A 25,569-nucleotide genomic window follows, 5' to 3' on the forward strand; every position below is an offset into this window, starting at 1 on the left:
ATGCCAGAGTACAAAAAAATCCCCCAAAAGCGTGTAACCTTTTAGGGGAAGCAAAAGATCTGTATCCTTGTTAAGAAACTAATTTGTGGCTCATCGCAAATTTCACGAGCATGGAGGAACTTCGTACCTCCAATTTCTGCATGATGTTGCGGCGGTGAGATTCTACCGTGTGCGGACTGATAAACAGCTCATCGGCAATTTCGCGTGTCCGTAATCCTTCGCAGATATGACGCAAAACTTCTTTTTCACGGACTGTGAGTGCTTCGGTGCGCAAAGGATCAGGCTCTTCGATATTTTCAACGTTGCAAATAAAGTTGTAAAGCGCGTTTTTGGTATCTTCCGTAAGAAAAACCTTTCCTTCCAACACCTGCGTCATCGCGTGCACGAATTCCGCACCGTCAGTGGTTTTGGTTAAAAAACTCTTCACTCCTTTCTCAAAGAATTTTTTAATCACCTTCACTTCAGGACTTGAAGAAACGATGATGATCTTGAGTTGCGGATTCTTCGCGAGAAGTTTCTCGGGCATCTCCAGAGCGTCATTGCTCGGCACGCCGCAAACGTTGATAATAGCGATTTCCGCCTGGTTGGTAATCATCTCCGGAAGCTCCTGAAAGTCGGAGGTGTGGAGGTAATCGAACTTTTTGTTATAACCATTACTGTCGAGGAAGCAGCAGAATGCTTCCATAGAGAGATAATGATTATCGTAGAGGATAATTTGATTTCTCATGCATTTGTGTGTTTGATTGCTAATTTAGCAAAAATATCAATACCTGCAAAAGAAATTTATGCGGAATCTTTTTTAATAATTTTAATTACGATAATGTCGCTTTAATTCAGAAATACCTGATATTTCTGCGTTTGATGGATAATTTCGAGCAGTGAGCCGTTAATTTCAATCTGTGCTTTCATTGAAAGCATTTCAACTGTGGTCTGGTCATCAGGATTCTTGACAAGGAACGTAAGTTTTTGCTCTCCTTTGTTATCGATGAAGTTTTCGCGGAAAAAACTGATGTCCTCACGCCGAAGGTCATTCAGCCCAATTACCACGGTCATCTTTTTCGCAAATTTTTCGAAAGCATCCTTCAGATCGGTCACTTCATTCACATTCACGAAAACACGCCGGTCTTTAGACTGCGCAAATTTAATCTTGAAAATAACAAAACGCTGTACTTCTATTTTATCACGAAGCCTCATATAATCTCGGTCGCCGAGCCTAAAACTGTAACTTCCGCTATAATCTTCCAGTGTGACAAAAGCTATCTTTTCGCCACTGTTTTTTCCGTCGCGGACGCTGTATTCGGTTACCAGTCCGGCGACCATATATTCAGGTGTGTTATTTCGAAGCGCCTGTTTTTCCTTCCAGCTCAGCTGGTCATTATTAAACAGATCGGCCTGCGGACCCGCGAACGCAGTATCTTTGAAACTATCGATCTCATCAAGGTTCAGGAAATTAAAATTTCCCCGCGGCTCTACTTTCTTCGTCGGTTCTTCTATCGCGGCGTCATCTTCCTCATCAGCAACATCCAGCGGAATATCCACCAAATCTTCATCAGCTTCCGCTGTATCGATGATCTCCGTAGGTAAGATGAGAGGACTCAGTTCCTCTATTTCCTCTTTCTTGCCTTCCAAAATTTCCTTCTTGCTCAATGCGCCCTGCAAAAACTGAAACTGAAAACGGTACTCATCAAGCGGATGCGCGGAAAGATAAAACCCGATAATTTCCTTTTCCTTATTGAGTTTGTGCATGTTCTGCCACTCCGGCGCGGGATTTATTTTGGGCTGCTCGATCTGCACTTCTTCTGCAAAGTCAGCAAAAAGCGAATTTTCGATCTCATTTTTGCTTTCCTGAAAACTTTGGCCGTAGCGCAAAAGCCTTTCAAGATTGGTTCGGCCACTCATATCGATGTCAAAATACTGCGCGCGGTGGTAACGGTCAACCTCATCAAAAGCACCGGCGATCACCAAACTTTCCGCCACTCGCTTATTCATTTGCGTACACGGAACTTTTTCGAAGAAATCATAAATATTGCGGTATTTCTCCTCTTTTCGGGCATTTACGATTGCCTCACTCGGACCTTCACCAATTCCTTTTATAGCGCCAAGCCCAAAGCGGATCTGACCTTTTTCATTCACCGAAAACTCGTATTGAGATTCATTCACGGCCGGTCCTAACACATCAACGCCCATGCTTTTGCAATCTTCCATGAACATGGTGATCTGCTTAGTATTATTGAGGTTATTCGTCATTACGCTCGCCATGTATTCTGCGGGATAATTGGCTTTAAGATAAGCGGTATGATAAGCTATCAGCGCATAACAGGTGGAGTGAGATTTGTTAAAAGCATATTCTGCAAAAGCTTCCCAGTCTTTCCAGATTTTATTGAGTTTATCAACGTCGAGATTGTTCTTTTGTCCTTCCTCCAAAAATTTAGGATACATTTTATCCAAAGTAGCGCGGTCTTTTTTCCCCATCGCCTTTCGCAGCGTATCGGCTTCACCTTTGGTAAAGTTGGCGAGTTTTTGCGAAAGCAACATTACCTGTTCCTGATAAACTGTGATTCCGTAGGTTTCCTCGAGAAATTCTTTAGTTTCTTCAAGGTCATAAACTGTTTCCTCAAGCTTGTTTTTTCTGTTGATAAAATTTGGAATATATTTAATTGGGCCCGGCCTGTAAAGCGCGTTCATCGCGATCAAATCAGCAAATTTCGTAGGTTTTAGCTCGCGCATATACTTCTGCATTCCCGGACTTTCATACTGAAAAATACCAATTGTGCGGCCTTCCTGAAACAACTGATACGTCTTTAGGTCGTCCAGCGGAATGTTGTCTGTATCGATTTCAATTCCGTGTCTTTGCTTAATGAGTTTGATGGCGTGCTTGATGATCGTCAAAGTCCGCAAACCCAAAAAGTCCATTTTCAGCAAACCGGCACTTTCTGCCACCGAGTTATCAAACTGCGAGACCAAAATATCCGGATCCTTTGCCGCAATAGCGATCGGCACAAGGTTCGAAATATCTTCAGGAGTGATGATAACACCACATGCGTGAATTCCGGTATTCCGGATGCAGCCTTCCATTCTCTGCGCTGCGTTCAACACATCATAACGCTCATCAGCAGGATCAGCCAGAATATCTTTCATCTCCTGCGCTAAAACTTTGTCTTCCGGCCCGAGTTTTTCAAATTTTGCAAAAGCCTTGGCAATGTTCATTCCGGGCACAGCAGGAACGAGTTTAGCAATGTTATTGGTTTCCGGGATGGACACATCGAGCACACGTCCGGCATCCTTGATAGCGGATTTTCCGCCAAGAACAGAATAGGTAATGATTTGCGCTACATTGCTCTTGCCGTATTTTTCAACTACCCATTTGATGATTTTATCACGGCCTTCGTCATCAAAATCAATATCGATATCCGGCATCGAGATACGTTCAGGATTCAGAAAACGCTCAAAAAGCAGATTGTATTCTATGGGGTCCACATTCGTAATTCCTGTACAGTAAGCCACCGCAGATCCCGCGGCCGATCCACGTCCCGGACCCACCCAAACGCCCATCTTACGTGCTTCATTACAAAAATCCTGTACGATGAGGAAGTACCCCGGATAACCGGTCTTTGCAATGACATCAAGTTCAAAATCGAGCCGGTCACTTATTGACGGAGTAATCTCAGCATATCGCTGGCGTGCACCTTGGTACGTAAGATGCCGCAAATAGGCATTTTCACCACGTTTTCCACCATCAAGCAAATCTTCTTCATGTAAAAACTCTTCCGGAATGTCAAACTTCGGAAGCAGCACATCACGCTTCAGTTTGTATGGTTCAAATTTTTGCCGGAACTCTGTGTAAGCTTCGAAAGCATCAGGGAACTGAATGAAAGCCTGCTTCAGTTCCTCGCGGCTTTTCAGATAAAACTCTTTAGACGGAAGACCACGTCTTTTCCCGAAACCTTTACCAACCGGTGAGGAAAGCTTCTCACCATCTTTGATGCAGAAAAGGATATCCTGAATGTTTGCATCGGTTTTATTGGTGTAAAAAGTTTCATTTTGGGCTAAAATTTTCACTTCATGCTGATCTGCAAAGCCCAATAGCACTTCATTGATATATTCTTCCTCTTCTACCCCGTGATTTTGAAGCTGGACATAAAAATTATCTTCAAATGTATTTTTCCACCACTTGAAAACCTCCTCTCCTTTCTGTTCACCAAATTCTAAAACTGTCGAAGGAATATCACCTGAAATGCCGCCGGTAAGCGCAATCAGGTCTGATTTGTGCTCCGCGATCATTTGTTTTGAAATCCGCGGAACGCCGAAGTAGAATCCGTTCACAAAACCAAGACTTGAGAGTTTGATGAGGTTTTTATAACCGTTGAAATTTTTTGCGAGCAAAACTACATTCGTTCTGCGGTCGGGATCGTCTTTGGTAAACTGCTTCTGCTCCGGCCTGTCTGAAATATAAAATTCACAACCCAAAACAGGGATCAGCGGTTCTTTTCGCGGCGCAGGTTCGGTGAAAGTTTGCCCTTCCGCTGCAGCAGATTCTAACTTTTGAAGATAGGTCTGATAATTTTTTGAAATATTGTCATTGGCCTTTTCCACCTCCGCAACAAATTTGAAGGCGCCCATCATATTTCCGATATCCACCAGTCCCACCGCCGGAAAATCATTGGCAAGAGCGTGAGAAATAAGTTCAGAGATATGCGTCGAAGACTGTAGCGACGAATAAATGCTGTGATTGTGAAAATTAAAGTATTCGCCAAGTTCGATCTCATCAAAATCGCCAAAATCAACGGTTTTCTTCTTTTTAGTAGCTGAAACCTGGCGGCGGATGACAATCGGGAACGGCGCGAATCGTGACCGGTGTGCGTCCCGGAATCTTTGCAATTCGTCTTCGCTGATTTGCAATGCTTTTGCGGGAATAATCCCTATTCGTATCATCTCGAAAAAGATCTGTGCGGTGGCATTTACGTCTGCCGCGGCATTGTGGGCTTCGTCGAACTTTTCACCGAAAAGTTTATCATAGAGCTCCACAAGTTTGGGCGATTTGAACCGGCCATTTTTGCCACCTCCCAACTGGCAATACTCTGTACCGATCTCCATTGTATCGGCAGACGGAATTGCGTGCAACGAGTCGTCAAGACCCTGTCTTAAAAATTCAGCGCCGACGATTTTGTAGTCAAAATCAATATTGTGGCCGGCAACTATCTTAGACTTTTTTAAAACCTCGGAAAACAGTGACAGCACTTCCCGCAGGTCATGACCTTCCTCACGGGCCATTTTGGTGGAGATACCATGGATTCGCGATGCGTTAAACGGTATATCAAAACCGTCAGGCTTAATTACAAAATCCTGGTTTTCAATAAGATTTCCTAAATCATCATGCAATTGCCACGCGATCTGCACCATCCGGGGCCAATTGTCGGCATCGGTAAGTGGTGCATTGAAATTTTTAGGTAAACCGGTGGTTTCAGTGTCGAAAATAAGATACATGAAGTGTGGAAATTTTGGTAAAAATAGGCGTTTATCTTCTTAAATCAAAACCATGAAAGCAGGTTCGGTTGCCAGAAATTTCACTATAAGCATATTGATTTTCTACGCTTAAAACAGCGAAAGTTTGGGCCGACAAAATTAAATCTAAACAAAAAAAGACGGCAGATAAACTGCCGTCCTTCAATAGAAATTTAAATGAAAAATCTACTTCTTTACAGACTTCACTGTTTTCACAGTACCATCCTCATAGCGAAGATTGATAAAGTAAAGACCAGATTTCAGTTGTGCAAGGTTGATCTCAGAAGCCGCAGCTAAAGTGCGAACATTTCTGCCTGAAGCATCTGTCACTGTGATTGATTTTACACCTTTGATATCAGAAATCTTCACCACATCAACGAATGGATTAGGATATACAGATACTGCATCTTTACTAACATTTCCTACTGCAAGGAACTGCTGATAATCGAGCGTATAATCTTCCGCCTGACCGTTACCCATCTGGCTGCATCCTGTGGTAAGTGCTGTGTGGATAGCCGTGCTGGCAAAATTGTACTTCACTCGCATACGTTTTTGGCCATACGCAACACCAGAAGGGATTGTGATATTTCCTGTAAGTACGACCGGGTTATCAGTTACCCCTGCTTTTCTCACCATAGTTGCTGTAGTATTGAAGTAAGATTCTCCGGCATCATCGAAGTCACCGTCACCGTTCCAATCGATAAATACAGACATAGCCCAACCATTCACAGGGTTTCCGTTTGTAGTTCCTGATACCGTGATAGGCAATGTAGTAACATTATCTTTCACCTCAAAAATAGTGGATGTGAAATCCTGATAATGCGCGAATGAACCAATAGTAGTTGCTGTAGGATCAGAACTGTTCGTTACGCCCGCAAAGTTTACAGATTTAATTGGCGCAATAGCCGTAGGCTGATTCGTTGTAAGCGCGCAATAAGTAATCACATTGTTCGTGGTGAAAGATACTTCCGTACAACCTGTCGCCTGTCCTACTGTATTCCAAGGAGACACAGAGGCGTAATAAGTACCGTTTGGCGCCAGGGTAATGTTCTGTGAAGTTCCTGTCACAGCAGCGTTGAAGACATCAGTTCCGCCAGGAGTAGTTCCCACTTTCAGATAATAATTTACTGCAGTCGGAGATTCATTCCATGAAATAGTGTTGGTTCCCGATGGCAGTACTGAACCGCTGGTAAGGTTGGTAAAGGTAGTACAAGCAGGTGCAGTACTTACGTTTTGCTGTGCAATGTTGATATCATCAACAAAAATATTTCCGTTAGCACTTCCTACAACCCACGCGCCAATACCGTAGGCTTGGCCGGGCTGCATCTTACCTGCAGGAATAGTAGCACTTTTAGTTTGACAAGTCGTAATCGCAGCGGCTCCCAATGCAGTTCCTGCTCCGATGTATTCCACGTTCCACTGGTTTGTTGCCGGCAGGTAGCTGAATAGGGCAACATAAAGCGTTCCGTTTGAGTTCGCGGCTTTTTTGTAATTAAAGCTTACATCTACCGCCTGTCCATTGTTCAGTTTGCCGAATTCTTCTTCAAGCACTTCTGTAAGGACCATCCAACCTGTTTGCGTCACTGTACCGTTTGTAGTGACCGCGCCAATCTGCAACTGTCCACCAAAATCTCCCGAACATGCAGCTGCGGAAGTGAAAGTACCGCCGCCAAATTGTGCGTACTGTCCTACATCAGTTGCATCCTCGAAATCAGCTAAGTGATTCAGCTGAGCCTGTGCGAAAAAGCTAAAAGCGATACCGCAAGAGAGTAATAATTTTTTCATAAAACTAATATTTAAATTTTTCTGTGGTAAATATAGGATAAATATGTGAAATAAAACATCCATGAATAAGTCGCAAAAGGTTAGCTTAGGCAGTAACTTTTATTCAACGGTTCAGGCTAAATGGCGACAATATCATTTTGTAGCTATTTAGGGCTTGATATAGGCTTCAGATAACGTCATCATCTTTAAATTTCCCCTAAAATCTTTATCTTTGTTAGCTATGGAAACCGAAACTCAGCCCAACGTATCTAAAGAGATTTTATTAAAAGCCTTCAATCATATGATGCTCGCGAAAGCCATGGCGGATATCTATGAAGAAAACCGGGCAATTGTACCTTACGTTCACAGTACCTCACGCGGACACGAAGCCATACAGCTTGCCACAGCCTATCAGCTTACAGCCGAGGATTGGGTTTCGCCGTACTATCGTGATGAAAGTCTTTTGATGGGCATAGGCTTTGAGCCGTACCGTTTGATGCTCCAACTTTTAGCTAAAGCCGACGACCCATTTTCAGGCGGCAGATCTTACTACTCACACCCTTCAAGTCTTGAAGAGAATCTACCGAAAATCATTCATCAAAGTTCGGCTACGGGGATGCAAGCGATACCTACAACAGGTATTGCGCAGGGTATTCAATATATTGAAGAATTTGGGCTTAAAGAATTTAAGCAAAATCCAGTTGTAATCTGCAGTTTGGGTGATAATTCGGTAACCGAAGGCGAAGTTTCGGAGGCTTTCCAGTTTGCGGCTCTTCACCAACTCCCGATCATCTTCTTGGTGCAGGATAACGAATGGGGAATCTCTGTTACAAAAGAAGAAGCCCGCACTGCGGATGCGTACGATTTCGTGGCGGGATTCACCGGTCTTGGCCGTATGCGTGTCGACGGAACCGATTTTGCGGCAAGTTTTGAAGCGATGAAAAATGCAGTAGAATTCGTGCGTGCAGAACGTAAACCGCTCGTAGTTTGTGCCAAAACAGTACTGATAGGCCATCATACTTCCGGTGTGCGGCGTGAATTTTACCGTCAGGAAGATGAATTGATCAATTGCCGCGCGAAAGATCCGGGTGATATTCTGAGAAAAAGTCTTCTTGAAATTGGGCTTGATGAAGCGACGCTGAACGAAATGGAAAAAACAGCACGTTCGGAAGCAGAAAATGCATTCCAAAATGCCCTCGCAGCACCGGATCCCTCACCGGAATCTGTGGAAGATTTTGTATTCGCACCCACTCCTATTACCGAAGAAAGCGGTACGCGCTCACCGCACGGCCAAGAAAAAATTGTGATGGTAGATGCAGCGATACACGCGATTCAGGAAATCATGAGAAAACATCCCGAAGCGTTACTTTACGGCCAGGATGTGGGCGAAAGAATCGGCGGCGTGTTCCGCGAAACGGTTACATTAGGACAAAAATTCGGTAAAAAACGGGTTTTTAATACACCCATCCAGGAAGCATATATCATCGGCTCTACTGTCGGGATGAGCGCTGTAGGACTTAAACCTATCGTAGAAGTTCAGTTTGCAGATTATATTTATCCAGGGATTAACCAATTGGTAACGGAAATTTCAAAATCGAGCTATTTAAGCAACGGAAAATTCCCCGTAAGCAATATCATCCGCGTGCCCATCGGCGCGTATGGCGGTGGCGGACCCTATCACAGTGGCAGTGTAGAAAGTATTCTTGCAAATATCAAAGGAATTAAAATCGCCTACCCAAGCAACGCTGCTGATTTTAAAGGATTGTTAAAAGCTGCTTATTATGATCCGAACCCTGTGATAATGCTTGAGCATAAAGGTCTGTACTGGAGCAAAGTGCCTGGAACTGAAGATGCAAAACGGGTTTCTCCCGCCGAAGATTACATCTTACCGTTCGGCAAAGCAGATATCACCGTGAAAGCTGAGGAGCAATGTATTCAGGAAGGACGCTCAATTGTTATCGTAACCTACGGAATGGGCGTTTATTGGGCCAAAGCCGCAGCGAAGAATTTTAACGGGCAAGTGGAAATCATTGATCTGCGGACACTGATTCCGCTGGATGAGAAACTGATTTTTGAACGCGTAAAAGCACACGGAAAATGCATCGTGCTTACGGAGGAACAGATCAATAATTCACTTGCAGAAGCACTCGCACACCGCATCTCGAAAAACTGTTTCCGATATCTCGACTTACCTGTGGAAGCAATCGGCGCGCGAAATGTTCCGGCGGTACCGATCAATTTGGTACTTGAGAAGGAGATGCTTCCGAATTCGGAGAAACTTTCTGATAAAATTCAGCAAATGCTTAGCGAATAAACGCGCACAGGAAAATTCAAACTATTAATTTCCAATTCTTATCTAAACTTCAGTAAAATGCCCGAAAATATTCAGCAAAAAATAGAGGCGCTGCGCAAAGAAATTCACCAGCACAACTACAGCTATTACACGCTGGATGAACCTACCATTTCAGATTTTGAATTTGACATGAAGCTCAAAGAGCTTCAGGATCTTGAAACACAGTTTCCACAATACTTTGATGCAAACTCGCCTACCCTTCGTGTGGGCGGCCAGGTGACGAAGGTATTTCCTACCGTTCAGCATCAGTTTCGGATGTATTCACTTGACAATTCTTATGATTTCAATGATTTGGATGAATGGGAAAAGCGTTTGCGCAGAACTCTTGATGTACCAAGCGAATTTGTTGCTGAACTAAAATATGACGGCGCCTCCATCTCAATCCTATACGAAAACGGAAAACTGAAGGAAGCCGTTACGCGCGGCGATGGTTTTCAAGGTGATGAAATCACTTCCAATGTCCGAACCATCTCGGCAATTCCCATGCAGTTGTACGGAGATTATCCTGAGCGCTTTTTCATGCGTGGTGAAATTTACCTTACCCATGAAAATTTTGACAAAATAAACGCGCGCCGCGCAGACGAAGGTCTCGATCCATTTATGAATCCGCGCAACACAGCTTCCGGAAGTCTTAAAATACAAGACTCTGCGGAAGTGCGCAAAAGAGGTTTGTCCGCCGCGATGTATCAGTTTGTAGCTGAAAAAACAGATGCGGAGACACATTGGGAACTGCTGCAAAAAGCCAAATCGTGGGGCTTCAGCATTTCAGGACAGGCGAAGCAGTGCAAAAACATTGAGGAAGTAAAAGAATTCATTAATCATTGGGAAGAAAATAGACATATTCTACCTTTCGACATTGACGGTATTGTGGTTAAAGTAAACAGCCTCGCGCAACAGCGCACGCTCGGTTATACGGCGAAGTCACCACGCTGGGCCACGGCCCACAAGTACAAAGCCGAAAAAGCCGAAACAGAATTACTGGCCGTAACCTATCAGGTCGGGCGAACAGGAGCCATCACACCAGTTGCCAACCTTAGCCCGGTTTTACTGGCCGGCACCGTTGTAAAACGCGCGAGTCTCCATAATGAGGATATTATCAGAAAACTTGACCTGCACCAAAACGATTTCGTGTATGTAGAAAAAGGTGGGGAAATCATTCCAAAAATTGTTGGGGTGAATTTATCGCGGCGCCAAGCTGATTCTGCTGAGATCCAATACATCCGGAACTGCCCGGAGTGCGGAACTGAACTAGTTCGCGTAGAAGATCAGGCCATCCATTTTTGCCCGAATGAACTTCACTGTCCGCCACAGGTGATTGGACGGATGATCCATTATGTATCGCGGAAAGCATTAAATATCGAGAACTTAGGAAGCGAAACAATTGAACAGCTCTACCGCGAAAAACTGATTGAAAACCCTGCGGATTTTTACGCATTGACCAAGGAACAGCTCCTCCCGCTTGAAAGAATGGCTGAAAAATCGGCCCAAAACATCATCAAAGGCATTGAAGATTCTAAAAAAGTGCCCTTCGAAAAGGTGCTTTTCGGCATTGGGATCAAGCATGTAGGTGAAACCGTGGCAAAGAAACTTGTCAAAAATTTCAACAGTATTAACGAGCTGATGAACACCAAAGTTGAAGAACTTGTTCAGGTGGAAGACATCGGCGTAAAGATTGCCGAAAGCATCACCGAATTCTTCCGGAATCCTGAAAATATCCTAATGATCGAGCGTCTGAAATCTTATGGTGTACAACTTGAAAAAACTTCAGGTTCCAGCGCGATGCTTAGCAATACGTTGCAGCACAAAACCTTTCTTTTCACAGGAAAACTTTCGCTCTTCACGCGTGAGGACGCTGAAGATATGGTGGAAAAACATGGCGGGAAAAACATTTCGGCTGTATCCAAAAACCTGAACTATCTGGTTGTTGGTGAAAAAGCAGGCAGCAAACTGAAGAAAGCCCAACAGATCGGCACAATCGAAATCATCGATGAGCAACAGTTTCTGGACCTTCTTGAAGTTTAAAATTTACATATTTAAAAAAAAATACCGCTGAAAATTCAGCGGTACTTTTTTAAATACAAATTATTAAAAACTCACGACGCGAACATCGATCCTTCTGTTCTGTGCTTTACACTCATCGGTATCATTGGCCTCACAAACCGGAAACAGTGGTCCGTAACCTTCCGTTTCGATTCTCTCACCTGCGATTCCCATTTCAAGAAGTTTCAGTTTAGCAGTCTGTGCTCTGAGGTTTGACAACTTAAGATTGGTATCAGCGTTTCCGGTGTCATCAGTATAACCACCCAATTTGATCTTTAAGGTTGGATAGTCATTCATAATCTCCGCCAAATTAGCCAGCGCAACATCAGCACCCGGCTTTAGGTCGCTGCTTCCGCTTACAAAATGCAGATTTTCAATCGTGTACCAATTGTTTGGGTTGAGAACGGCCTGATCCTGGAGTTTGATTCCGTTGTACATCGCGTAAAGCTGGCTGTTTTCACCCATTGCAATGGTTTTATTGGAAAGCTTTACCTCCTGAATTTCTCCAGTATCATACACAAAATCACCTTCATCATTCAGTTGACCACGAACTTCGGCAGGCTGTGAAACTACACCCGCATCCATACCGTTTGCGGTTTCAACTACCGCTACATTGCCAGTAGCAGCGTTTAAGGCTTCAATTTTCTCAAGACGGTTTTGGTCAATCTGGTCTTTGTGCATGATGGCTAAGGTAGGCGCAATAACAAGCGAAACAATAGACATCAACTTGATAAGGATGTTCATTGAAGGTCCGGAAGTATCTTTAAATGGATCACCTACCGTATCACCGGTCACCGAAGCTTTATGTGGCTCAGAACCTTTGTAGAAAGTCTCTCCATTGATGTCAACACCTTTTTCAAATGATTTTTTCGCATTGTCCCAAGCGCCACCGGCGTTGTTTTGGAACATTCCCATCAACACTCCGGAAACGGTGGCTCCTGCGAGGAAGCCTCCCAAAACCTCAGGTCCAAAGATGAAACCGACCAATAGTGGCGAAATAAGTGCAATAGCACCGGGAAGAAGCATTTTTCTGATCGAAGCATCGGTAGAGATCGCCACACACTTTTCATATTCTGGCGTCGCTTTTCCTTCCAGGATTCCCGGAATTTCGCGGAACTGACGGCGAACTTCCTCCACCATCGCCATCGCTGCTTCACCTACTGCTTTGATTGCCAGTGAAGAGAAGATAAACGGTATCATAGCGCCTACAAATAGTCCGGCCAACACGTCAGCTCTGTAAATATCGATACCATCAATACCTGCAATGCCTACGAATGCTGCAAAAAGCGCAAGCGCAGTAAGCGCTGCAGAAGCGATTGCGAAACCTTTTCCGGAAGCAGCCGTAGTATTGCCTACTGCGTCCAGAATATCTGTTTTTTCACGAACTTCCTTCGGTAATTCACTCATTTCGGCAATACCACCGGCGTTATCCGCGATTGGTCCGAATGCATCAATCGCAAGCTGCATCGCTGTGGTAGCCATCATCCCGGCTGCGGCGATCGCCACACCATAGAGTCCGGCACACAGATACGATCCGTAAATCCCGCCTGCCAAAACGATGATCGGTAAAAGTGTAGATTCCATCCCGACGGAAAGTCCACCGATAATGTTGGTCGCGTGGCCCGTAGAAGATTGTTTTACAATACTTTTCACCGGTCTTTTACCCATCGCGGTGTAATATTCGGTAATGATACTCATCAGCGTTCCTACGACAAGACCTACGATTATAGCACCGAATACACCCATTTTGGTGAATTCATGTCCGCGAAGGCTCATGGTTTCCGGAAGCAAATAATTAACAAGGAAATAAGACGAAATCGCTGTGATAATGATACTTCCCCAATTTCCGAAATTCAGCGCGTTCTGAACCGGTGCCGTGTCTAATTCTGTAGTTTCGCTAATCTTCACGAACAGCGTTCCGATAATAGAGAATATAATCCCTGTTCCTGCGATTAGCATTGGCAAAAGTATTGGCGCGAAACCGCCAAACAAGTCCTGTGACATCGTCTCACGACCTAAAACCATTGTTGCCAGAACAGTCGCAACATAAGAACCGAATAAATCGGCGCCCATTCCGGCAACGTCACCTACGTTATCACCTACGTTATCTGCGATGGTAGCAGGGTTACGCGGGTCATCTTCAGGGATTCCTGCCTCTACTTTACCTACAAGGTCAGCACCTACGTCTGCGGCTTTAGTATAAATACCACCACCTACTCTGGCGAAAAGTGCGATAGATTCAGCGCCGAGTGAGAAACCGGTCAGGATTTCAATCGTCCTTTCCATTTCGTGCGAGTCTACAGCAGAGTTTGGCGCAAAGATTTGTTTAATGATGATATAAAGTGCGCCCAGACCTAAAACTGCAAGTCCCGCAACGCCCATTCCCATCACGGAACCTCCGGCAAATGATACTTTTAAAGCTTTAGAAAGTGAAGTTCGCGCAGCTTCCGCGGTACGGACGTTTGCTTTGGTGGCAATGTTCATCCCGATAAAACCCGCAAGTGCGGATAGGAATGCGCCAAAAACGAAAGCAAGACCGATGCTCCAGTGAGAATTGGCGTTTGATGCGCCCATCAGTGCGAGCAAAATAGCAACAACGATCACGAAGTACATCAGGATCTTGTACTCTGCTTTTAAGAAGGCCATCGCACCATCGGCAATGTGGCCACTGATCTCTTTCATTCGGTCGTTTCCGGCACTTTGTTTGCTTACCCAGGCACTTTGGGCAAACGTGTAAATCAGTCCAATAATCCCAAAAATGGGCACCAGCAGGAATAAATTCATAGTTTATTTGTTTTAATGTTAAGCTTTTGTTAATAAAAAACCGTTATCGAAAATACAATTTTTTTTTTAACTGGCACCTTTATAAAAAACAAAAGACAGGCTTAGAAACCTGTCTTTTATCGTGTTATTTTAAGTGTAATCTATCCACCAAACTTGCTCGCATAATCCTTTTGGGAAGCGGCAATAACTTTTTTTGCATGCTCAGCACCATAAACCTCCTGAATCCTGCATTTCGCCGGTTCGTCCGGAAGATTTTTGTATGTGAGGAAGTAATGCATCAGTCTCTTCACCTCCGCTTGTGGCAATTCAAGGATGTCACGGAAATGTCCGAAAGCATGGTCACCTTTCATTACAGCAACGATCTTATCATCGGCTTCACCTTTGTCAATCATCTTAAATCCACCGATTGGGATGGCTTCCATCAACATTCCACCAGCGTGGATATTGTGCGAGCTCAGCACGCAGATATCAAGCGGATCCAAATCACCCATCGTAACGTCTTCAGCACCGCTTTCAAGCGCAAGTTTCAAAACTTCGTCATGGCAATAGGTACGCGGAATAAAACCGTAAAGTGCAGGAATTATATTCGAAAACTGCTGCGGACGGTCAACTTTGAGATAACCGCTTTGTTTGTCAATTTCATATTTTATCGTGTCGCTTGGTACGATCTCTACGAAGACATTTACAACATCGGGCACCTCCGTTCCGGCTGAAATACCGTGCCAAGGATGTGCTTTAAAATTTGGTATCATTTCTTATTTTTAGTTTACTATTAAATGTTCTTTCCTTAATTCATCAATTGTGCGGGCCACAAAATCTTCACTGTTCATATAATTCATGAGGAAGATGGTCTTAAATTCATCCAACGTAGAATTTGCACCCAAATCCTCAAACGTTGTGCGCAACAAATGCAGGACGTTGCCTTTAGCACTGACCACATTTTTCCAGGTAGCCTTACTTATATAAAGCTGCTGGGAAGCATTATAATCAAATTCTTCCGTAATGCTTTTCTCAATCAGGAAAACGAATTCGTGCGGCGCGAGATTGCGGTCGAATTTTGTCACGAGGTTTGAAGGTTTCAGCCGTTCAAGAAAAAGCGTAATGCGTTCGTAAGCGTTCACGCGCTGTTCGGCACTGCCTTTTACGGTAAGCAGTTTGAGCTCCTTATTTTTCAGTTTGATATAGCTGAACACGAACTGCCGCATGAAAACCAAAAACGGAATCGCGAGCAGAAGAGCAAATACATACGGGAAATAAGGCCAATCAATCATTTCAAATATTGAGGTGGCAAAATTACTCAAAAAATAACCTCGATGAGCTAGAATGCACTAAATCTTTGAGACTTTGAAGATAATTTCGCGCTTGCCGTCACCCAATGACATTTTGCGCCGCTCCTCACTGCTGAAATTTTCGCGGTAATCAATACGTTCTACCTTAACTTCAGGTCTGCTGACACGTGCAGAAAAATCAAGACCATAGAGACGCTGCAGGTCTTTTTCGCCGTATAATTTAAGTTTTTCTTCTGCTGAATCTGCGCGGCTAGGCTCTTCGATGGTGAACGCCGAATCCGGATTCAAAAGTGACAGGAAAAATATCGTTCCAGACGGTTTCAGCACGCGGTAAAGCTCCGTGACGGCCTTTTCTTCATCGGGAACGTGACCCAAAACATGCGAACAGATGATATAGTCGAAGTGATTATGGGGGAATTTTATATCCGTGATGTCCATTTGCGTCCGCGCAAAATTCGGATTTAAATCAGCGTCGATATACTTTGGATTTGGTAAAAGCTTTTGCTTCAAAACTTCTTCCGGAGCAAAATGTAAAATATGAGGCGAATCCTGAAAGATTTCCGTCTCGTTTTTTAGATACAGATACAGAAGCCGCGTCCGTTCGAGCGAGCCACAGTTCGGACAGATTGCATTGTCGCGCGTTTCAAGTCCGTTGCCTTTGCTTAAAAATTTAGAAAAGGATTGTTCACAGCAAGGGCAATACACATTGTTGCCGGAAAGTGTGAGTGCTTTTAACTTCCGCAAACTGATGTGCAGCTGCAACCGAAGTTTCTCAGAAAATAATTGCTGGTAAATACTTTTAATCATCTCCTGATTTTATTTTTAAACAAAAAAGCCTTCCAAAAATAATAAAAATACTCCGTTTTGATGATTTCTTCCGCAGTGTAAGGCTGTTCCATCAAAATCCGGTGCTGATGTTTCTCGTAAAAGTCTTTTTTAAGTCCTGAAACGCCGAAGGATTTTTCAATCTCTCCTTCCGTGAATAACCATTCAAAAAACTCATTTTTTATTCCATGGTCGCCATACGGGAACGCGAAAAACAACTTATCGGCGCCTAAGGCTTTTAAAAATCTGTTTGTCGAGACAATTTCAATCTTTTGTTCACTGAAACTCAGCGTATTGAAATTGTGGTGCGTTTCGCTATGATTTCCGATGGTAAAACCGGCCTTTTTAAGTTCAATAATTTGGTTTTTAGAAAGATACGGTTGATGATCGTGTAAATATTGCTTAAAATCGATTCCAAGCAAATTTGCAATTTGATCTATTTCTGTCTCATTTTTGAGTTCCGAAACATTTTTAAATATTTGATTTTCATTAATTTTCAAATAATCGGCAGCCTTTGTCGAATTATAAGACGAATTTTTGATCTCGTTCAGCAACAGCGAGCGTTTGTGTGAAACGAACATCTTTTTATTATCGATGAAATCGGTTGTTACAAAAAATGTTGCATGAATTTTAAGCTCAGTTAAAAGTGGAAAAACGACGTCGTACACTTCGCGCATCCCGTCGTCGAATGAAAGGTGAAAATGTCTTGAAAATCCATTAGCTATTTCGATAGGAACACTTTCAAAATTCTGCGTGAAGAACTCAAGATCGGCGATGAAATCTTTTTCCGTCCTGAAATAAGTCAATTCTGAAAAGTGAGGTTTTAGCTCATCAGAAACCGCGTGGTAAAAAGGCAGCACGAGTTTTTGCCCGGTAATTTTAATTAGAAAATCCAGACTAATCGGCGCCGAAAGTGTCCTCATGATATGTTGCAGACTGTTTTTCACCTTAAAAATTTAGCTTTAAACAAATTTTTGAGCAGCGCGCTTCTGCTATGTTGAATTACAGGATAAGTCGTCATCACAGCGCCAAAGCTTTTAAAAAAAAGTTCGATTCCCCGAATATTTCCGCCCATGAAATCAAGCGCTTTGTCTGCAATGTTATTTTTCAAAAATTCATTGACTACAAAGGTTGAAGCATTTAAATTTTTAAAATTTTCATCATTGATCAACGCCAGTAGACCAAAGCTTTGGTCAGTTTCTGTTAAAACCGCCACCGAAACCAGTTTTTCACCCGCATACACATGACGGAAGTGAAGTTTGCTGGAATATTTCCGGAGAAATTGCACAAAACTTCTGATTTCATCTGTTTTATTCAAACCTTTAAAATGTGTTTGAATAAACTCAAAAGTTTCAATATCCGCCATTTTTGATGACATTTCCAAACCGGAAATCTTTTTGATATCTGATTTTCTTCCTTTTTTAAAACCTTTCCGCGAAAGAAAATCATAATCCTGCTTTGCAATCACATAATTTTTTCGTGTAGGCAATACGACGTCCAACGAATTTCTTTCGTTGAATGCATATGTTTGGACGGCGTAATTCTTTACCAATTTCCTGTAAAACAATAAATTAACTTGAGCATCATCATCTTTCCCAAAAATTCCGAGCTGTTGTATAAATAGCGGCATCGCAACGAATCTAAAACCGAACTTAACAGTCACCGGAACCGGCATTACGTATTCATAATCACCGCAAACCAGAAGTTCCCAGCGTTCGCAGTTTAGGTCGAGAACCGCCGGATCGGCATAAAAATTCTGCTGAAAAGAATTTTCGATGCAGCGAGAGTAAGCCATCAAATCTATGTCGGACCCGATCAATCTTTTAATCATAACATACTTTCGTCAGCAAAACTGAAATACGAATTCTGCGCTATTATCACATGATCGAGCAGCTGAATATTTAAAATCTTTCCGGCTTCAGCGATTTGCTTGGTAATCTTAACGTCTTCGGTGCTCGGCTTCAAATTGCCCGAAGGATGGTTATGAGCGATCACCAAAGCCGTGGCAAACTGGTCTATCGCTGCTTTAAACAAGATCCGCACGTCTACAACCGATTGATTGATACCGCCAGAAGAAAGTTGAGATTTTCCCAGTACGCGGTTATTTTGGTTTAAAAATATCGCCCAGAACTCTTCTGTCTGTAAATCTGACAAAAACGGACTCAACAGGAGAAATATATCATTACTTGATTTGATTTGAGTGCGCTCCGGAATTTCCTGCGCTGCGCGCCGCCGACCGATCTCGAGAGCTGCTGCAATAGAGATCGCTTTTGCCTCGCCGACACCTTTAAATTTCATAAGATCCGCAATCTGCAGCCGTGAAAGATGATGCCAATTGTTTTCCACACTTTGCAGAATCTTTCGCGCCAACTCTACTGCTGATTCGTCCCGGCTGCCGCTGCCCATGATGATTGCCAATAACTCCGCATCGGAAAGCGCATTTTTGCCTTTAAGCAAAAATTTTTCGCGCGGCCGGTCGTCTTCTGCAAGAAATTTAAGTGACATATTGGGTTATTTTGGCTAATTGAAACGGCTAACAGGTAAATCAAATTTAAATGATAAGACCGTCCTTCATCACCAGTTTTCTGTCTGTCGTATTGGCCAGATGGGTGTTGTGCGTTACGATTACAAAAGTCTGGTTGTATTTATCGCGGAGATCGAAAAAAAGCTGATGCAGGTCATCAGCATTTTTAGAATCCAGGTTTCCGGTGGGTTCATCGGCGAAGATAATCTTCGGCGAGTTTATCAAAGCGCGCGCAACTGCTGCACGCTGCGCTTCACCGCCAGACATTTCGCTCGGTTTATGATGAAGACGGTGAGCAATATTAAGATCTTCAAACAGTGAGTAGGCTTTATCGAGTGACTCGCGCTCATTTTTGCCGGATATCCGCGTTGGAAGCAAGACGTTTTCAAGCGCAGTGAATTCAGGTAAAAGCTGGTGAAACTGAAATACAAATCCAATATTTTCATTCCGGAACTTTGAAAGCTGACGGTCATTCATATTGATGAAAGATTTCTTGTCGAGTGCTAATTCGGTATTGAAGCCTTTCGGATTTGTGGACGTGTCCAATGTACCCAAAATCTGCAGAAGCGTAGATTTTCCCGCACCGGATTCGCCGACGATGGACACTACTTCTCCCTCCAAAATATGAAGGTCGACTCCTTTTAAAACCTCTAAATCGCCGTAAGATTTGTGGATATTCTTTGCTCTGATCATAGTTTCAAAAATAGTGAATTGATTTGATTATTAAACTAAAAAAACCTCCCAAAACGATTGGAAGGCTTTTTATAATGAAGAAAATTATTTTAGAGGAGCAGCGTAAGCGGTTGCTCCAAATACGTTTTCAATGTTTGCAGGAACTGAGCTCCGGTAACACCATCCACAACTCTGTGGTCGCATGCAAGCGAAAGTTTCATGGTGTTTCCTACAACGATCTGCCCGTTTTTCACCACCGGTTTTTCAACGATCGCACCCACGGAAAGAATCGCTGAATTTGGCTGATTGATGATTGAGGTAAATGTTTCGATACCAAACATCCCTAAATTTGAAACCGAGAATGTAGAACCTTCCATCTCGTTGGCTTTCAGGCCTTTCGATTTGGCACGGCCGGCCATATCTTTCACAGCGGCTGATATCTGGTTATAATTCATCTGATCTGTATTTTTCAAGACAGGAACCACTAAACCGTCCGGAATTGCCACTGCGACACCAATATTGATGTTCCCGTGATGAACAATCTTGTCTGAATGCCAAGTAGAGTTCACCTGCGGATGCTTTCTCAAAGCCATTGCGGTAGCTTTGATCACCATGTCATTGAATGAAATTTTGGTATCCGGCAATAAATTGATTTCCTTACGGGCCTCAATTGATTTATCCATGTCTACCTCTACGATGAGATAGTAATGCGGCGCGGTGAATTTACTTTCAGAAAGACGTTTTGCAATGATAGTTCTAACCTGCGAGTTTGGCGTCTCGGAGTCTTCACCCTGAATAAATGCAGGAGTAGCAGCTGCTTTAGCCTGTGGAGCGGCAGTTGAACTTTCCGTGCTTTGAGATTTTTGCGACTGTGCGTCAGCTTTAAATCCTTCAACATCTTTTTTCACGATCCTGCCATTTTCGCCAGAACCGGTAAGCGCGTTAACATCGATTCCTTTGTCTTCAGCAATCTTTCTGGCCAATGGTGAAATAGCAATACGATCCTGATTAGAAGTTGCTGCACCTGGAGCACTTTCTTCTTTGTCCTTAGCCAGTGCTTCAGATTTTTCGGGTGTTTTCGCTGCCGCCTTCGGTGCGCCCGAAGTAAATGCAGAGACATCAGTTCCCGCAGGTCCGATGATCGCCAAAACCGTGTCCACCGGATTTGCGCCGCCTTCTTCGGTTCCCACATAAAGCAGTGTTCCGTTGAATTCAGATTCAAAATCCTGCACGGCTTTATCAGTTTCAATCTCGGCAAGGATATCCCCTTCTTTCACGGTGTCACCTACATTCTTATGCCATTTTGAAACTTTTCCTTCCGTCATCGTATCCGAAAGCCTCGGCATCGTGATGATTTCTACGCCTTTTGGTAGCTCAGCATTTTGCGCCTGAGTTCCTGTTTCGTTTTCTACAGGCTTGGTAGTTTCTACGTCAGTTACGTTTTGTTCAGTTTTATTTTCTTCAGGAATACCTTCAGTTTCTTTTGCGTCAGCCGACTTTGCGGATCCTCCTTCTTTCAAGGATGAAATGTCCTCACCTTCTTTCCCGATTATGGCAAGCACGCTGTCAACCGGTGCCGAACCACCTTCCTGAGTGCCGATATATAACAAAGTTCCGTTGATCTCAGACTCGAAATCCTGAACCGCTTTATCAGTTTCTATTTCCGCAAGAATATCGCCTTCTTTCACGGCATCGCCCACTTTTTTGTGCCATTTTGCCACTTTTCCCTCCGTCATCGTATCAGAAAGGCGGGGCATTGCAATTACTTCTGCCATTTTATTCGTCTATTATAGTTTATAAAAATTTGATAATCAAACGACTACCAAATTATTTTTAAAAAATTATTTTTTGTTTTCGTAAAGATCAAGGAAAGGATAATCTTCCTGTGCATACACATACTCGTATACTTTTTCAGCAGACGGATACGGCGATTCTTCCATGAAATCTACGCACTCTTCCACGAATTCTTTAGATTTTTCGTCAAGAGCCGTCAATTCGTCCTCAGTGGCCCAGTTGTTCGAGAGAATTCGCTGCTTAACGATCTCAATTGGGTCATCTTTTTTATGTTCTGCCACTTCATCTTTGCTTCTGTACGGCTCTGCATCAGACATAGAGTGTCCTCTGTAACGGTAAGTTCTGGCTTCAATGAAGGTTGGTCCGTCACCACGGCGTGCTCTCTCGATGGCTTCATAAGCTGCTTCTGCCACTTTTTCAGGATCCATCGCATCTACCGGCAGACATGGCATTTCGTAACCTAAACCTAGTTTATAGATATCTTCATGGTTGGCAGTTCTTTTAACCGAAGTTCCCATCGCATATTGGTTGTTCTCTACCACGAAAACCACCGGAAGTTTCCAGTTCATCGCCATGTTGAAAGTTTCGTGAAGTGATCCCTGACGTGCAGCACCATCGCCGAAAAAGCAAATGTTCACGCCACCAGTTTCGAAATATTTATCTGCGAATGCAATACCGGCACCCAAAGGAATTTGTCCGCCCACGATACCGTGACCGCCATAAAATCTTTTTTCTTTACTAAAAATGTGCATTGATCCGCCCATTCCGCCTGATGTACCTGTTGCTTTACCACAAAGCTCAGCCAAAATTCTCTTTGGATCTACACCCATCGCCATGGGATGGATGTGGCAACGGTAAGCGGTAATCATGCTGTCTTTGGAAAGATCCATCGCATGTACGAAACCGGCCGGAATTGCTTCCTGGCCATTATATAAATGCAAAAAGCCTCTTATTTTCTGTTTAAGATAGAGAGAACGGCATTTGTCCTCAAACCTTCTCCACATCGTCATTTCTTCGTACCATTTTAGGTACACTTCTTTTGAAAATTCTTTCATGTTTAGTTGCAAATATTCCGCAAAAATACTAAAAAACTTTGTCTTAAGGCGAAGCATACGTTGAATAATTTTATGTCTTAAAAACTTTAAAAAGACCTATTTTTGAACAGATAATCATTAAAATGCCAAATACTAAAAACAGCACCGTCATCAATCTTTCGCGGTTTATCTCGAATTTTTTTAACCCGATTGTCTCACTGCTGATCTACTTTATCTACAGCAGCATTTATTTTTTCGAGCCGGGAAGCTCAGTGAGCCGGTTTATACCGATTCTACTGCTGATCATCCTTCCGATTGTCATCTGGCTGATCTGGAATGTAAAGAAAGGAAACTATACCAACCTGGATGTCTCAAACCGGCAGCAGCGCAAAGGTTTTTATTTCTTTATCAGCGGCGTGTTCTTCCCTTATTTGAGTTATGATTATTTGCGGAACGGTACCCTGGACCTGGTGATGCTTTTCCTGTTCATCCTGCTGCTGGCGCTGCAACTAAGTAACTACTTCGTGAAAAGTTCAATGCATACAGCCTTCAATGTTTATGTAGCGGCATTGTTTTTCTTTCGCGAACCTATTTTGGGTTTTGCCTGGCTTCTTATTGCCGCGTTGGTCGGAATCACGCGCGTTGTCCTTGGGCGGCATACCGTAAAGGAGGTCTGCATGGGCGCAACCATCGCGTCGTTGGTTTCTTTTATTTATCTTTATGCAGCAATCCAAAATTTTAATTTATGAAAATAAGCCAACTCACGCATAGTGAAGAAGTTCTGATGCAAATCATGTGGAAACTGAAATCTGCGCCGCTGAAAGAAATTTTAGCCGCGTATCCGGAGCCAAAACCGCATCAAAACACAGTCTCTACTTTCGTGAAGATTCTCACCGAAAAGAAATTTTTGTCTGTCATAAAAGAAGGACGGATCTTTAGGTATGAAGTGGCTGTACCGCGTACCTCTTACCGACTTTTCCTGCTGCAGAATCTGTTGGCCGGATATTTCGAAAATTCGGGTGACGAATTGATTAATACACTTACGGAAAAAGGACTTTGGGATTCGGAAGAAAGTTCCAATTTACCACAGGAAAAGGAGGTTAAAGAAGAAAATGCAGTGGGCGATTTCATCAACGAAATTACCGGTAAGAAAAAGCAGGACAAAAAAGAAAAGAAGAAAAAGAAGAAAAAAAATAAGTAAGACCGCCATATGCTGCGCAAGTTTAAAGATACTTACTACAAAATTGGTCAGGCCGTTGGGGAATTTCCGATGGTGCTGCTGATGGCATTTTTGGGTTCTGTCTCACTGATGTGTTTTGCCGAGCTCAATTTTGATGCACGGCCTGAAAACTTCTTTTACGTAAAATTCACGCTTGTGTCTGTGTTGGGTATCTCGATGATGTTCTCACTGAAGATGCTGGAACAAAGGATTGGCAAAACGGTTTTTCTGGAAATCTGCGGTGTATTGTTTTTAGTCTCGTTCTATTTTATCTTACCTCAAAAAGAAGAAGATTTCACGGAGAAATTCGCGTTTCTACTCATCCCTACTTTTGTTCTTTCACATCTATTTGTGTCTTTTGCAGCGTTCTTGAGCCGCGAAAAAGAGCTGAATTTTTGGCAGTATAACAAAAATCTGTTTATCAATATCTTCCTCACGGCTATATTCACAGGCGTACTTACTGGTGGCGTAGAACTGGCGGTCCTGGCCGTGGATAAATTATTTGATTTTAATTTTAATGATAAGATTTACCCGCAAATCTTCTATTTGCTGAGTATTTTCGGGAGTGCTTTGATTTTTGTGCTTTTCAGTCAGGGCGGTTTGCGGACGCTGGAAAAAGACGGGAGTTATCCGGAAATTTTAAAGTTTTTCACGCAATACATCCTCATTCCGCTGCTAATCATCTACGCCTTCATACTCTATTTTTATGCGGCCAAGATCGTTTTTAAATGGGAACTTCCGCGTGGTTGGGTGTCCTACCTCATTCTCGCCTACTCCATTGTTGGGATTTTTGCGCTGCTGATCGTGCATCCTTTGAAACAGAATTCGGCTAAATCCTGGGTGCGAATGTTTTCAAGAATCTTTTATTTCTCACTTTTTCCGCTGCTCTTCCTTCTGTTTGTAGCGATTTTCACACGCATCCTGGAGTATGGCTATACGGAGCCACGATATTTTGTACTTCTTCTCGCCGTGTGGCTTGGGTCCGTGGTTTTGTATTTTAACTTGGCGCAAAAACCAACAATTAAATATATTCCGGTTAGCCTTTTTGTCTTCGGAATATTTTCACTTACGGTTCCTTATTTAAATACATTTTCAGTGGCCAAAAGAAGTCAGCGGGCTGAATTTTCAAAAATTTTAATTGAAAATAATCTTCTGAAAGATCAAAAAATTGATTTCGGAACTAAAGTAACTGACAGCATTGCCGATGAAGTTTCAAATAAATTCATGTATTTAATGCAGCGCAGTGATTCGGCTTTTGTTGTTAATTTTTTGAGTGAAAAAGACCGGAGAGATATTTTTAAAGCCAAAAATCATCGACAATACGGCGGCTTGCGCGCACAGTTCAGCGATATAATTCCAACAAAAAACACAGTGCAAACGAACCGGCTTGAAATCTTTTCGCAAAATAAGATACGCGACATTTCGGGCTATGACTATATGTTCCGTCCGGAAGATTTTGACCAAAAAATGACTGTAAACGTCGGAAATGATATTTTCATCTTTGAAAACATTTCAAATGTTAAAGATCCAACATTCAAAATTACGCTGAACAACAATAAAAGTTGGGATTTGAAACCATTTCTTAATGGCAAAATAGCGGAGTATAAAGTGCGCAGCGGCCGTGTGGAACAGGAAGAAATTTCCGCAGAGAAACAATTGGGAGACTATACGGTGAAAGTTTATTTTAATAATATCATTGCTGAAAAAGAGCTTGTGCAGCGCATGTATTTCAATGTAGGATATATTCTGATTGCGAAATAAATATTTAC

18 protein-coding genes are annotated in these 25,569 nt (G+C 43.0%); 5 read left to right on the top strand and 13 right to left on the bottom strand.

Going from position 1 to position 25,569, the window contains the following annotated elements:
- Positions 1 to 70 precede the first annotated feature (70 nt).
- The 3 genes from H9628_RS07190 to H9628_RS07200 all read right to left on the bottom strand — a co-directional run bounded on the left by H9628_RS07190 (position 71) and on the right by H9628_RS07200 (position 7,287).
- Positions 71 to 727, bottom strand: a complete 657-nt coding sequence (locus H9628_RS07190; RefSeq protein ID WP_251833444.1) for a response regulator transcription factor — start codon at positions 725 to 727, stop codon at positions 71 to 73.
- Between the two features lie 101 nt (positions 728 to 828).
- Positions 829 to 5,484 carry a DNA polymerase III subunit alpha gene (gene dnaE, locus H9628_RS07195; protein ID WP_251833445.1) on the bottom strand — a complete coding sequence of 1,552 codons (4,656 nt, stop codon included), beginning with the start codon at positions 5,482 to 5,484 and terminating at the stop codon, positions 829 to 831.
- A gap of 204 nt (positions 5,485 to 5,688) precedes the next feature.
- Positions 5,689 to 7,287, bottom strand: coding sequence for a T9SS type A sorting domain-containing protein (locus H9628_RS07200; RefSeq protein WP_251833446.1), 1,599 nt, complete (start codon positions 7,285 to 7,287; stop codon positions 5,689 to 5,691).
- A 220-nt stretch (positions 7,288 to 7,507) separates the two neighbouring features.
- Here H9628_RS07200 and H9628_RS07205 point away from each other — a divergent pair, with 220 nt between their 5' ends.
- Positions 7,508 to 9,580, top strand: coding sequence for an alpha-ketoacid dehydrogenase subunit alpha/beta (locus H9628_RS07205; RefSeq protein ID WP_251833447.1), 2,073 nt, complete (start codon positions 7,508 to 7,510; stop codon positions 9,578 to 9,580).
- Between the two features lie 57 nt (positions 9,581 to 9,637).
- Positions 9,638 to 11,641, top strand: coding sequence for an NAD-dependent DNA ligase LigA (gene ligA, locus H9628_RS07210; protein WP_251833448.1), 2,004 nt, complete (start codon positions 9,638 to 9,640; stop codon positions 11,639 to 11,641).
- Positions 11,642 to 11,704: 63 nt separating this feature from the next.
- On the opposite strand, the gene H9628_RS07215 is transcribed toward ligA, so the two are convergent.
- The 10 genes from H9628_RS07215 to pdhA all read right to left on the bottom strand — a co-directional run bounded on the left by H9628_RS07215 (position 11,705) and on the right by pdhA (position 22,602).
- Positions 11,705 to 14,443 carry a sodium-translocating pyrophosphatase gene (locus tag H9628_RS07215; protein WP_251833449.1) on the bottom strand — a complete coding sequence of 913 codons (2,739 nt, stop codon included), beginning with the start codon at positions 14,441 to 14,443 and terminating at the stop codon, positions 11,705 to 11,707.
- A gap of 140 nt (positions 14,444 to 14,583) precedes the next feature.
- Complete coding sequence (locus H9628_RS07220) at positions 14,584 to 15,195, bottom strand: inorganic pyrophosphatase (RefSeq protein WP_251833450.1); 612 nt, start codon at positions 15,193 to 15,195, stop codon at positions 14,584 to 14,586.
- A 9-nt stretch (positions 15,196 to 15,204) separates the two neighbouring features.
- Positions 15,205 to 15,714, bottom strand: coding sequence for a DUF7935 family protein (locus tag H9628_RS07225; RefSeq protein ID WP_251833451.1), 510 nt, complete (start codon positions 15,712 to 15,714; stop codon positions 15,205 to 15,207).
- Between the two features lie 57 nt (positions 15,715 to 15,771).
- A complete protein-coding gene (locus H9628_RS07230; RefSeq protein ID WP_251833452.1) occupies positions 15,772 to 16,539 on the bottom strand; it encodes a methyltransferase domain-containing protein in 768 nt (255 codons plus the stop codon).
- Positions 16,536 to 17,480, bottom strand: coding sequence for a polysaccharide deacetylase family protein (locus H9628_RS07235; RefSeq protein WP_251833453.1), 945 nt, complete (start codon positions 17,478 to 17,480; stop codon positions 16,536 to 16,538). Before H9628_RS07235 ends, H9628_RS07230 begins: the two co-directional genes overlap by 4 nt.
- 20 nt (positions 17,481 to 17,500) lie before the next feature.
- Positions 17,501 to 18,388 carry a hypothetical protein gene (locus tag H9628_RS07240; RefSeq protein WP_251833454.1) on the bottom strand — a complete coding sequence of 296 codons (888 nt, stop codon included), beginning with the start codon at positions 18,386 to 18,388 and terminating at the stop codon, positions 17,501 to 17,503.
- The gene (radC, locus tag H9628_RS07245; RefSeq protein ID WP_251833455.1) at positions 18,385 to 19,062 is read right to left on the bottom strand and encodes a RadC family protein; all 678 of its coding nucleotides are present in this window, start codon (positions 19,060 to 19,062) and stop codon (positions 18,385 to 18,387) included. Before radC ends, H9628_RS07240 begins: the two co-directional genes overlap by 4 nt.
- Positions 19,063 to 19,108: 46 nt before the next feature.
- Complete coding sequence (locus tag H9628_RS07250; protein WP_251833456.1) at positions 19,109 to 19,774, bottom strand: ABC transporter ATP-binding protein; 666 nt, start codon at positions 19,772 to 19,774, stop codon at positions 19,109 to 19,111.
- An 89-nt stretch (positions 19,775 to 19,863) separates the two neighbouring features.
- Positions 19,864 to 21,528: a pyruvate dehydrogenase complex dihydrolipoamide acetyltransferase gene (locus tag H9628_RS07255; RefSeq protein WP_251833457.1), complete on the bottom strand. Its 1,665-nt coding sequence runs from the start codon at positions 21,526 to 21,528 to the stop codon at positions 19,864 to 19,866.
- Positions 21,529 to 21,594: 66 nt separating this feature from the next.
- Complete coding sequence (gene pdhA / locus H9628_RS07260; RefSeq protein WP_251833458.1) at positions 21,595 to 22,602, bottom strand: pyruvate dehydrogenase (acetyl-transferring) E1 component subunit alpha; 1,008 nt, start codon at positions 22,600 to 22,602, stop codon at positions 21,595 to 21,597.
- A 122-nt stretch (positions 22,603 to 22,724) separates the two neighbouring features.
- Between pdhA and H9628_RS07265 the strand changes: the two genes are divergently transcribed.
- From H9628_RS07265 to H9628_RS07275, 3 genes are read left to right on the top strand one after another with little or no spacing between them, the layout of a single operon-like run.
- Entirely contained in the window at positions 22,725 to 23,330 is a 606-nt protein-coding gene (locus H9628_RS07265; RefSeq protein WP_251833459.1) for a phosphatase PAP2 family protein, read from the top strand.
- Positions 23,327 to 23,782, top strand: coding sequence for a BlaI/MecI/CopY family transcriptional regulator (locus tag H9628_RS07270; protein ID WP_251833460.1), 456 nt, complete (start codon positions 23,327 to 23,329; stop codon positions 23,780 to 23,782). Before H9628_RS07265 ends, H9628_RS07270 begins: the two co-directional genes overlap by 4 nt.
- A 9-nt stretch (positions 23,783 to 23,791) precedes the next feature.
- Positions 23,792 to 25,561: a DUF4153 domain-containing protein gene (locus H9628_RS07275; RefSeq protein ID WP_251833461.1), complete on the top strand. Its 1,770-nt coding sequence runs from the start codon at positions 23,792 to 23,794 to the stop codon at positions 25,559 to 25,561.
- The last annotated feature ends 8 nt before the right edge of the window (positions 25,562 to 25,569 follow it).

The organism is Kaistella pullorum (assembly GCF_014837035.1).
Lineage (GTDB): Bacteria > Bacteroidota > Bacteroidia > Flavobacteriales > Weeksellaceae > Kaistella > Kaistella rhinocerotis.

What these genes read in the sequence shown, in the direction of transcription:
- H9628_RS07200 (WP_251833446.1), bottom strand. Translation starts at nt 7,287, where the DNA reads ATGAAAAAATTATTACTCTCTTGCGGTATCGCTTTTAGCTTTTTCGCA.
- H9628_RS07255 (WP_251833457.1), bottom strand. Translation starts at nt 21,528, where the DNA reads ATGGCAGAAGTAATTGCAATGCCCCGCCTTTCTGATACGATGACGGAG.
- H9628_RS07235 (WP_251833453.1), bottom strand. Translation starts at nt 17,480, where the DNA reads ATGAGGACACTTTCGGCGCCGATTAGTCTGGATTTTCTAATTAAAATT.
- H9628_RS07190 (WP_251833444.1), bottom strand. Translation starts at nt 727, where the DNA reads ATGAGAAATCAAATTATCCTCTACGATAATCATTATCTCTCTATGGAA.
- H9628_RS07205 (WP_251833447.1), top strand. Translation starts at nt 7,508, where the DNA reads ATGGAAACCGAAACTCAGCCCAACGTATCTAAAGAGATTTTATTAAAA.
- H9628_RS07250 (WP_251833456.1), bottom strand. Translation starts at nt 19,774, where the DNA reads ATGATCAGAGCAAAGAATATCCACAAATCTTACGGCGATTTAGAGGTT.
- ligA (WP_251833448.1), top strand. Translation starts at nt 9,638, where the DNA reads ATGCCCGAAAATATTCAGCAAAAAATAGAGGCGCTGCGCAAAGAAATT.
- radC (WP_251833455.1), bottom strand. Translation starts at nt 19,062, where the DNA reads ATGTCACTTAAATTTCTTGCAGAAGACGACCGGCCGCGCGAAAAATTT.
- H9628_RS07275 (WP_251833461.1), top strand. Translation starts at nt 23,792, where the DNA reads ATGCTGCGCAAGTTTAAAGATACTTACTACAAAATTGGTCAGGCCGTT.
- pdhA (WP_251833458.1), bottom strand. Translation starts at nt 22,602, where the DNA reads ATGAAAGAATTTTCAAAAGAAGTGTACCTAAAATGGTACGAAGAAATG.
- H9628_RS07215 (WP_251833449.1), bottom strand. Translation starts at nt 14,443, where the DNA reads ATGAATTTATTCCTGCTGGTGCCCATTTTTGGGATTATTGGACTGATT.
- H9628_RS07265 (WP_251833459.1), top strand. Translation starts at nt 22,725, where the DNA reads ATGCCAAATACTAAAAACAGCACCGTCATCAATCTTTCGCGGTTTATC.
- dnaE (WP_251833445.1), bottom strand. Translation starts at nt 5,484, where the DNA reads ATGTATCTTATTTTCGACACTGAAACCACCGGTTTACCTAAAAATTTC.
- H9628_RS07240 (WP_251833454.1), bottom strand. Translation starts at nt 18,388, where the DNA reads ATGATTAAAAGATTGATCGGGTCCGACATAGATTTGATGGCTTACTCT.
- H9628_RS07225 (WP_251833451.1), bottom strand. Translation starts at nt 15,714, where the DNA reads ATGATTGATTGGCCTTATTTCCCGTATGTATTTGCTCTTCTGCTCGCG.
- H9628_RS07270 (WP_251833460.1), top strand. Translation starts at nt 23,327, where the DNA reads ATGAAAATAAGCCAACTCACGCATAGTGAAGAAGTTCTGATGCAAATC.
- H9628_RS07230 (WP_251833452.1), bottom strand. Translation starts at nt 16,539, where the DNA reads ATGATTAAAAGTATTTACCAGCAATTATTTTCTGAGAAACTTCGGTTG.
- H9628_RS07220 (WP_251833450.1), bottom strand. Translation starts at nt 15,195, where the DNA reads ATGATACCAAATTTTAAAGCACATCCTTGGCACGGTATTTCAGCCGGA.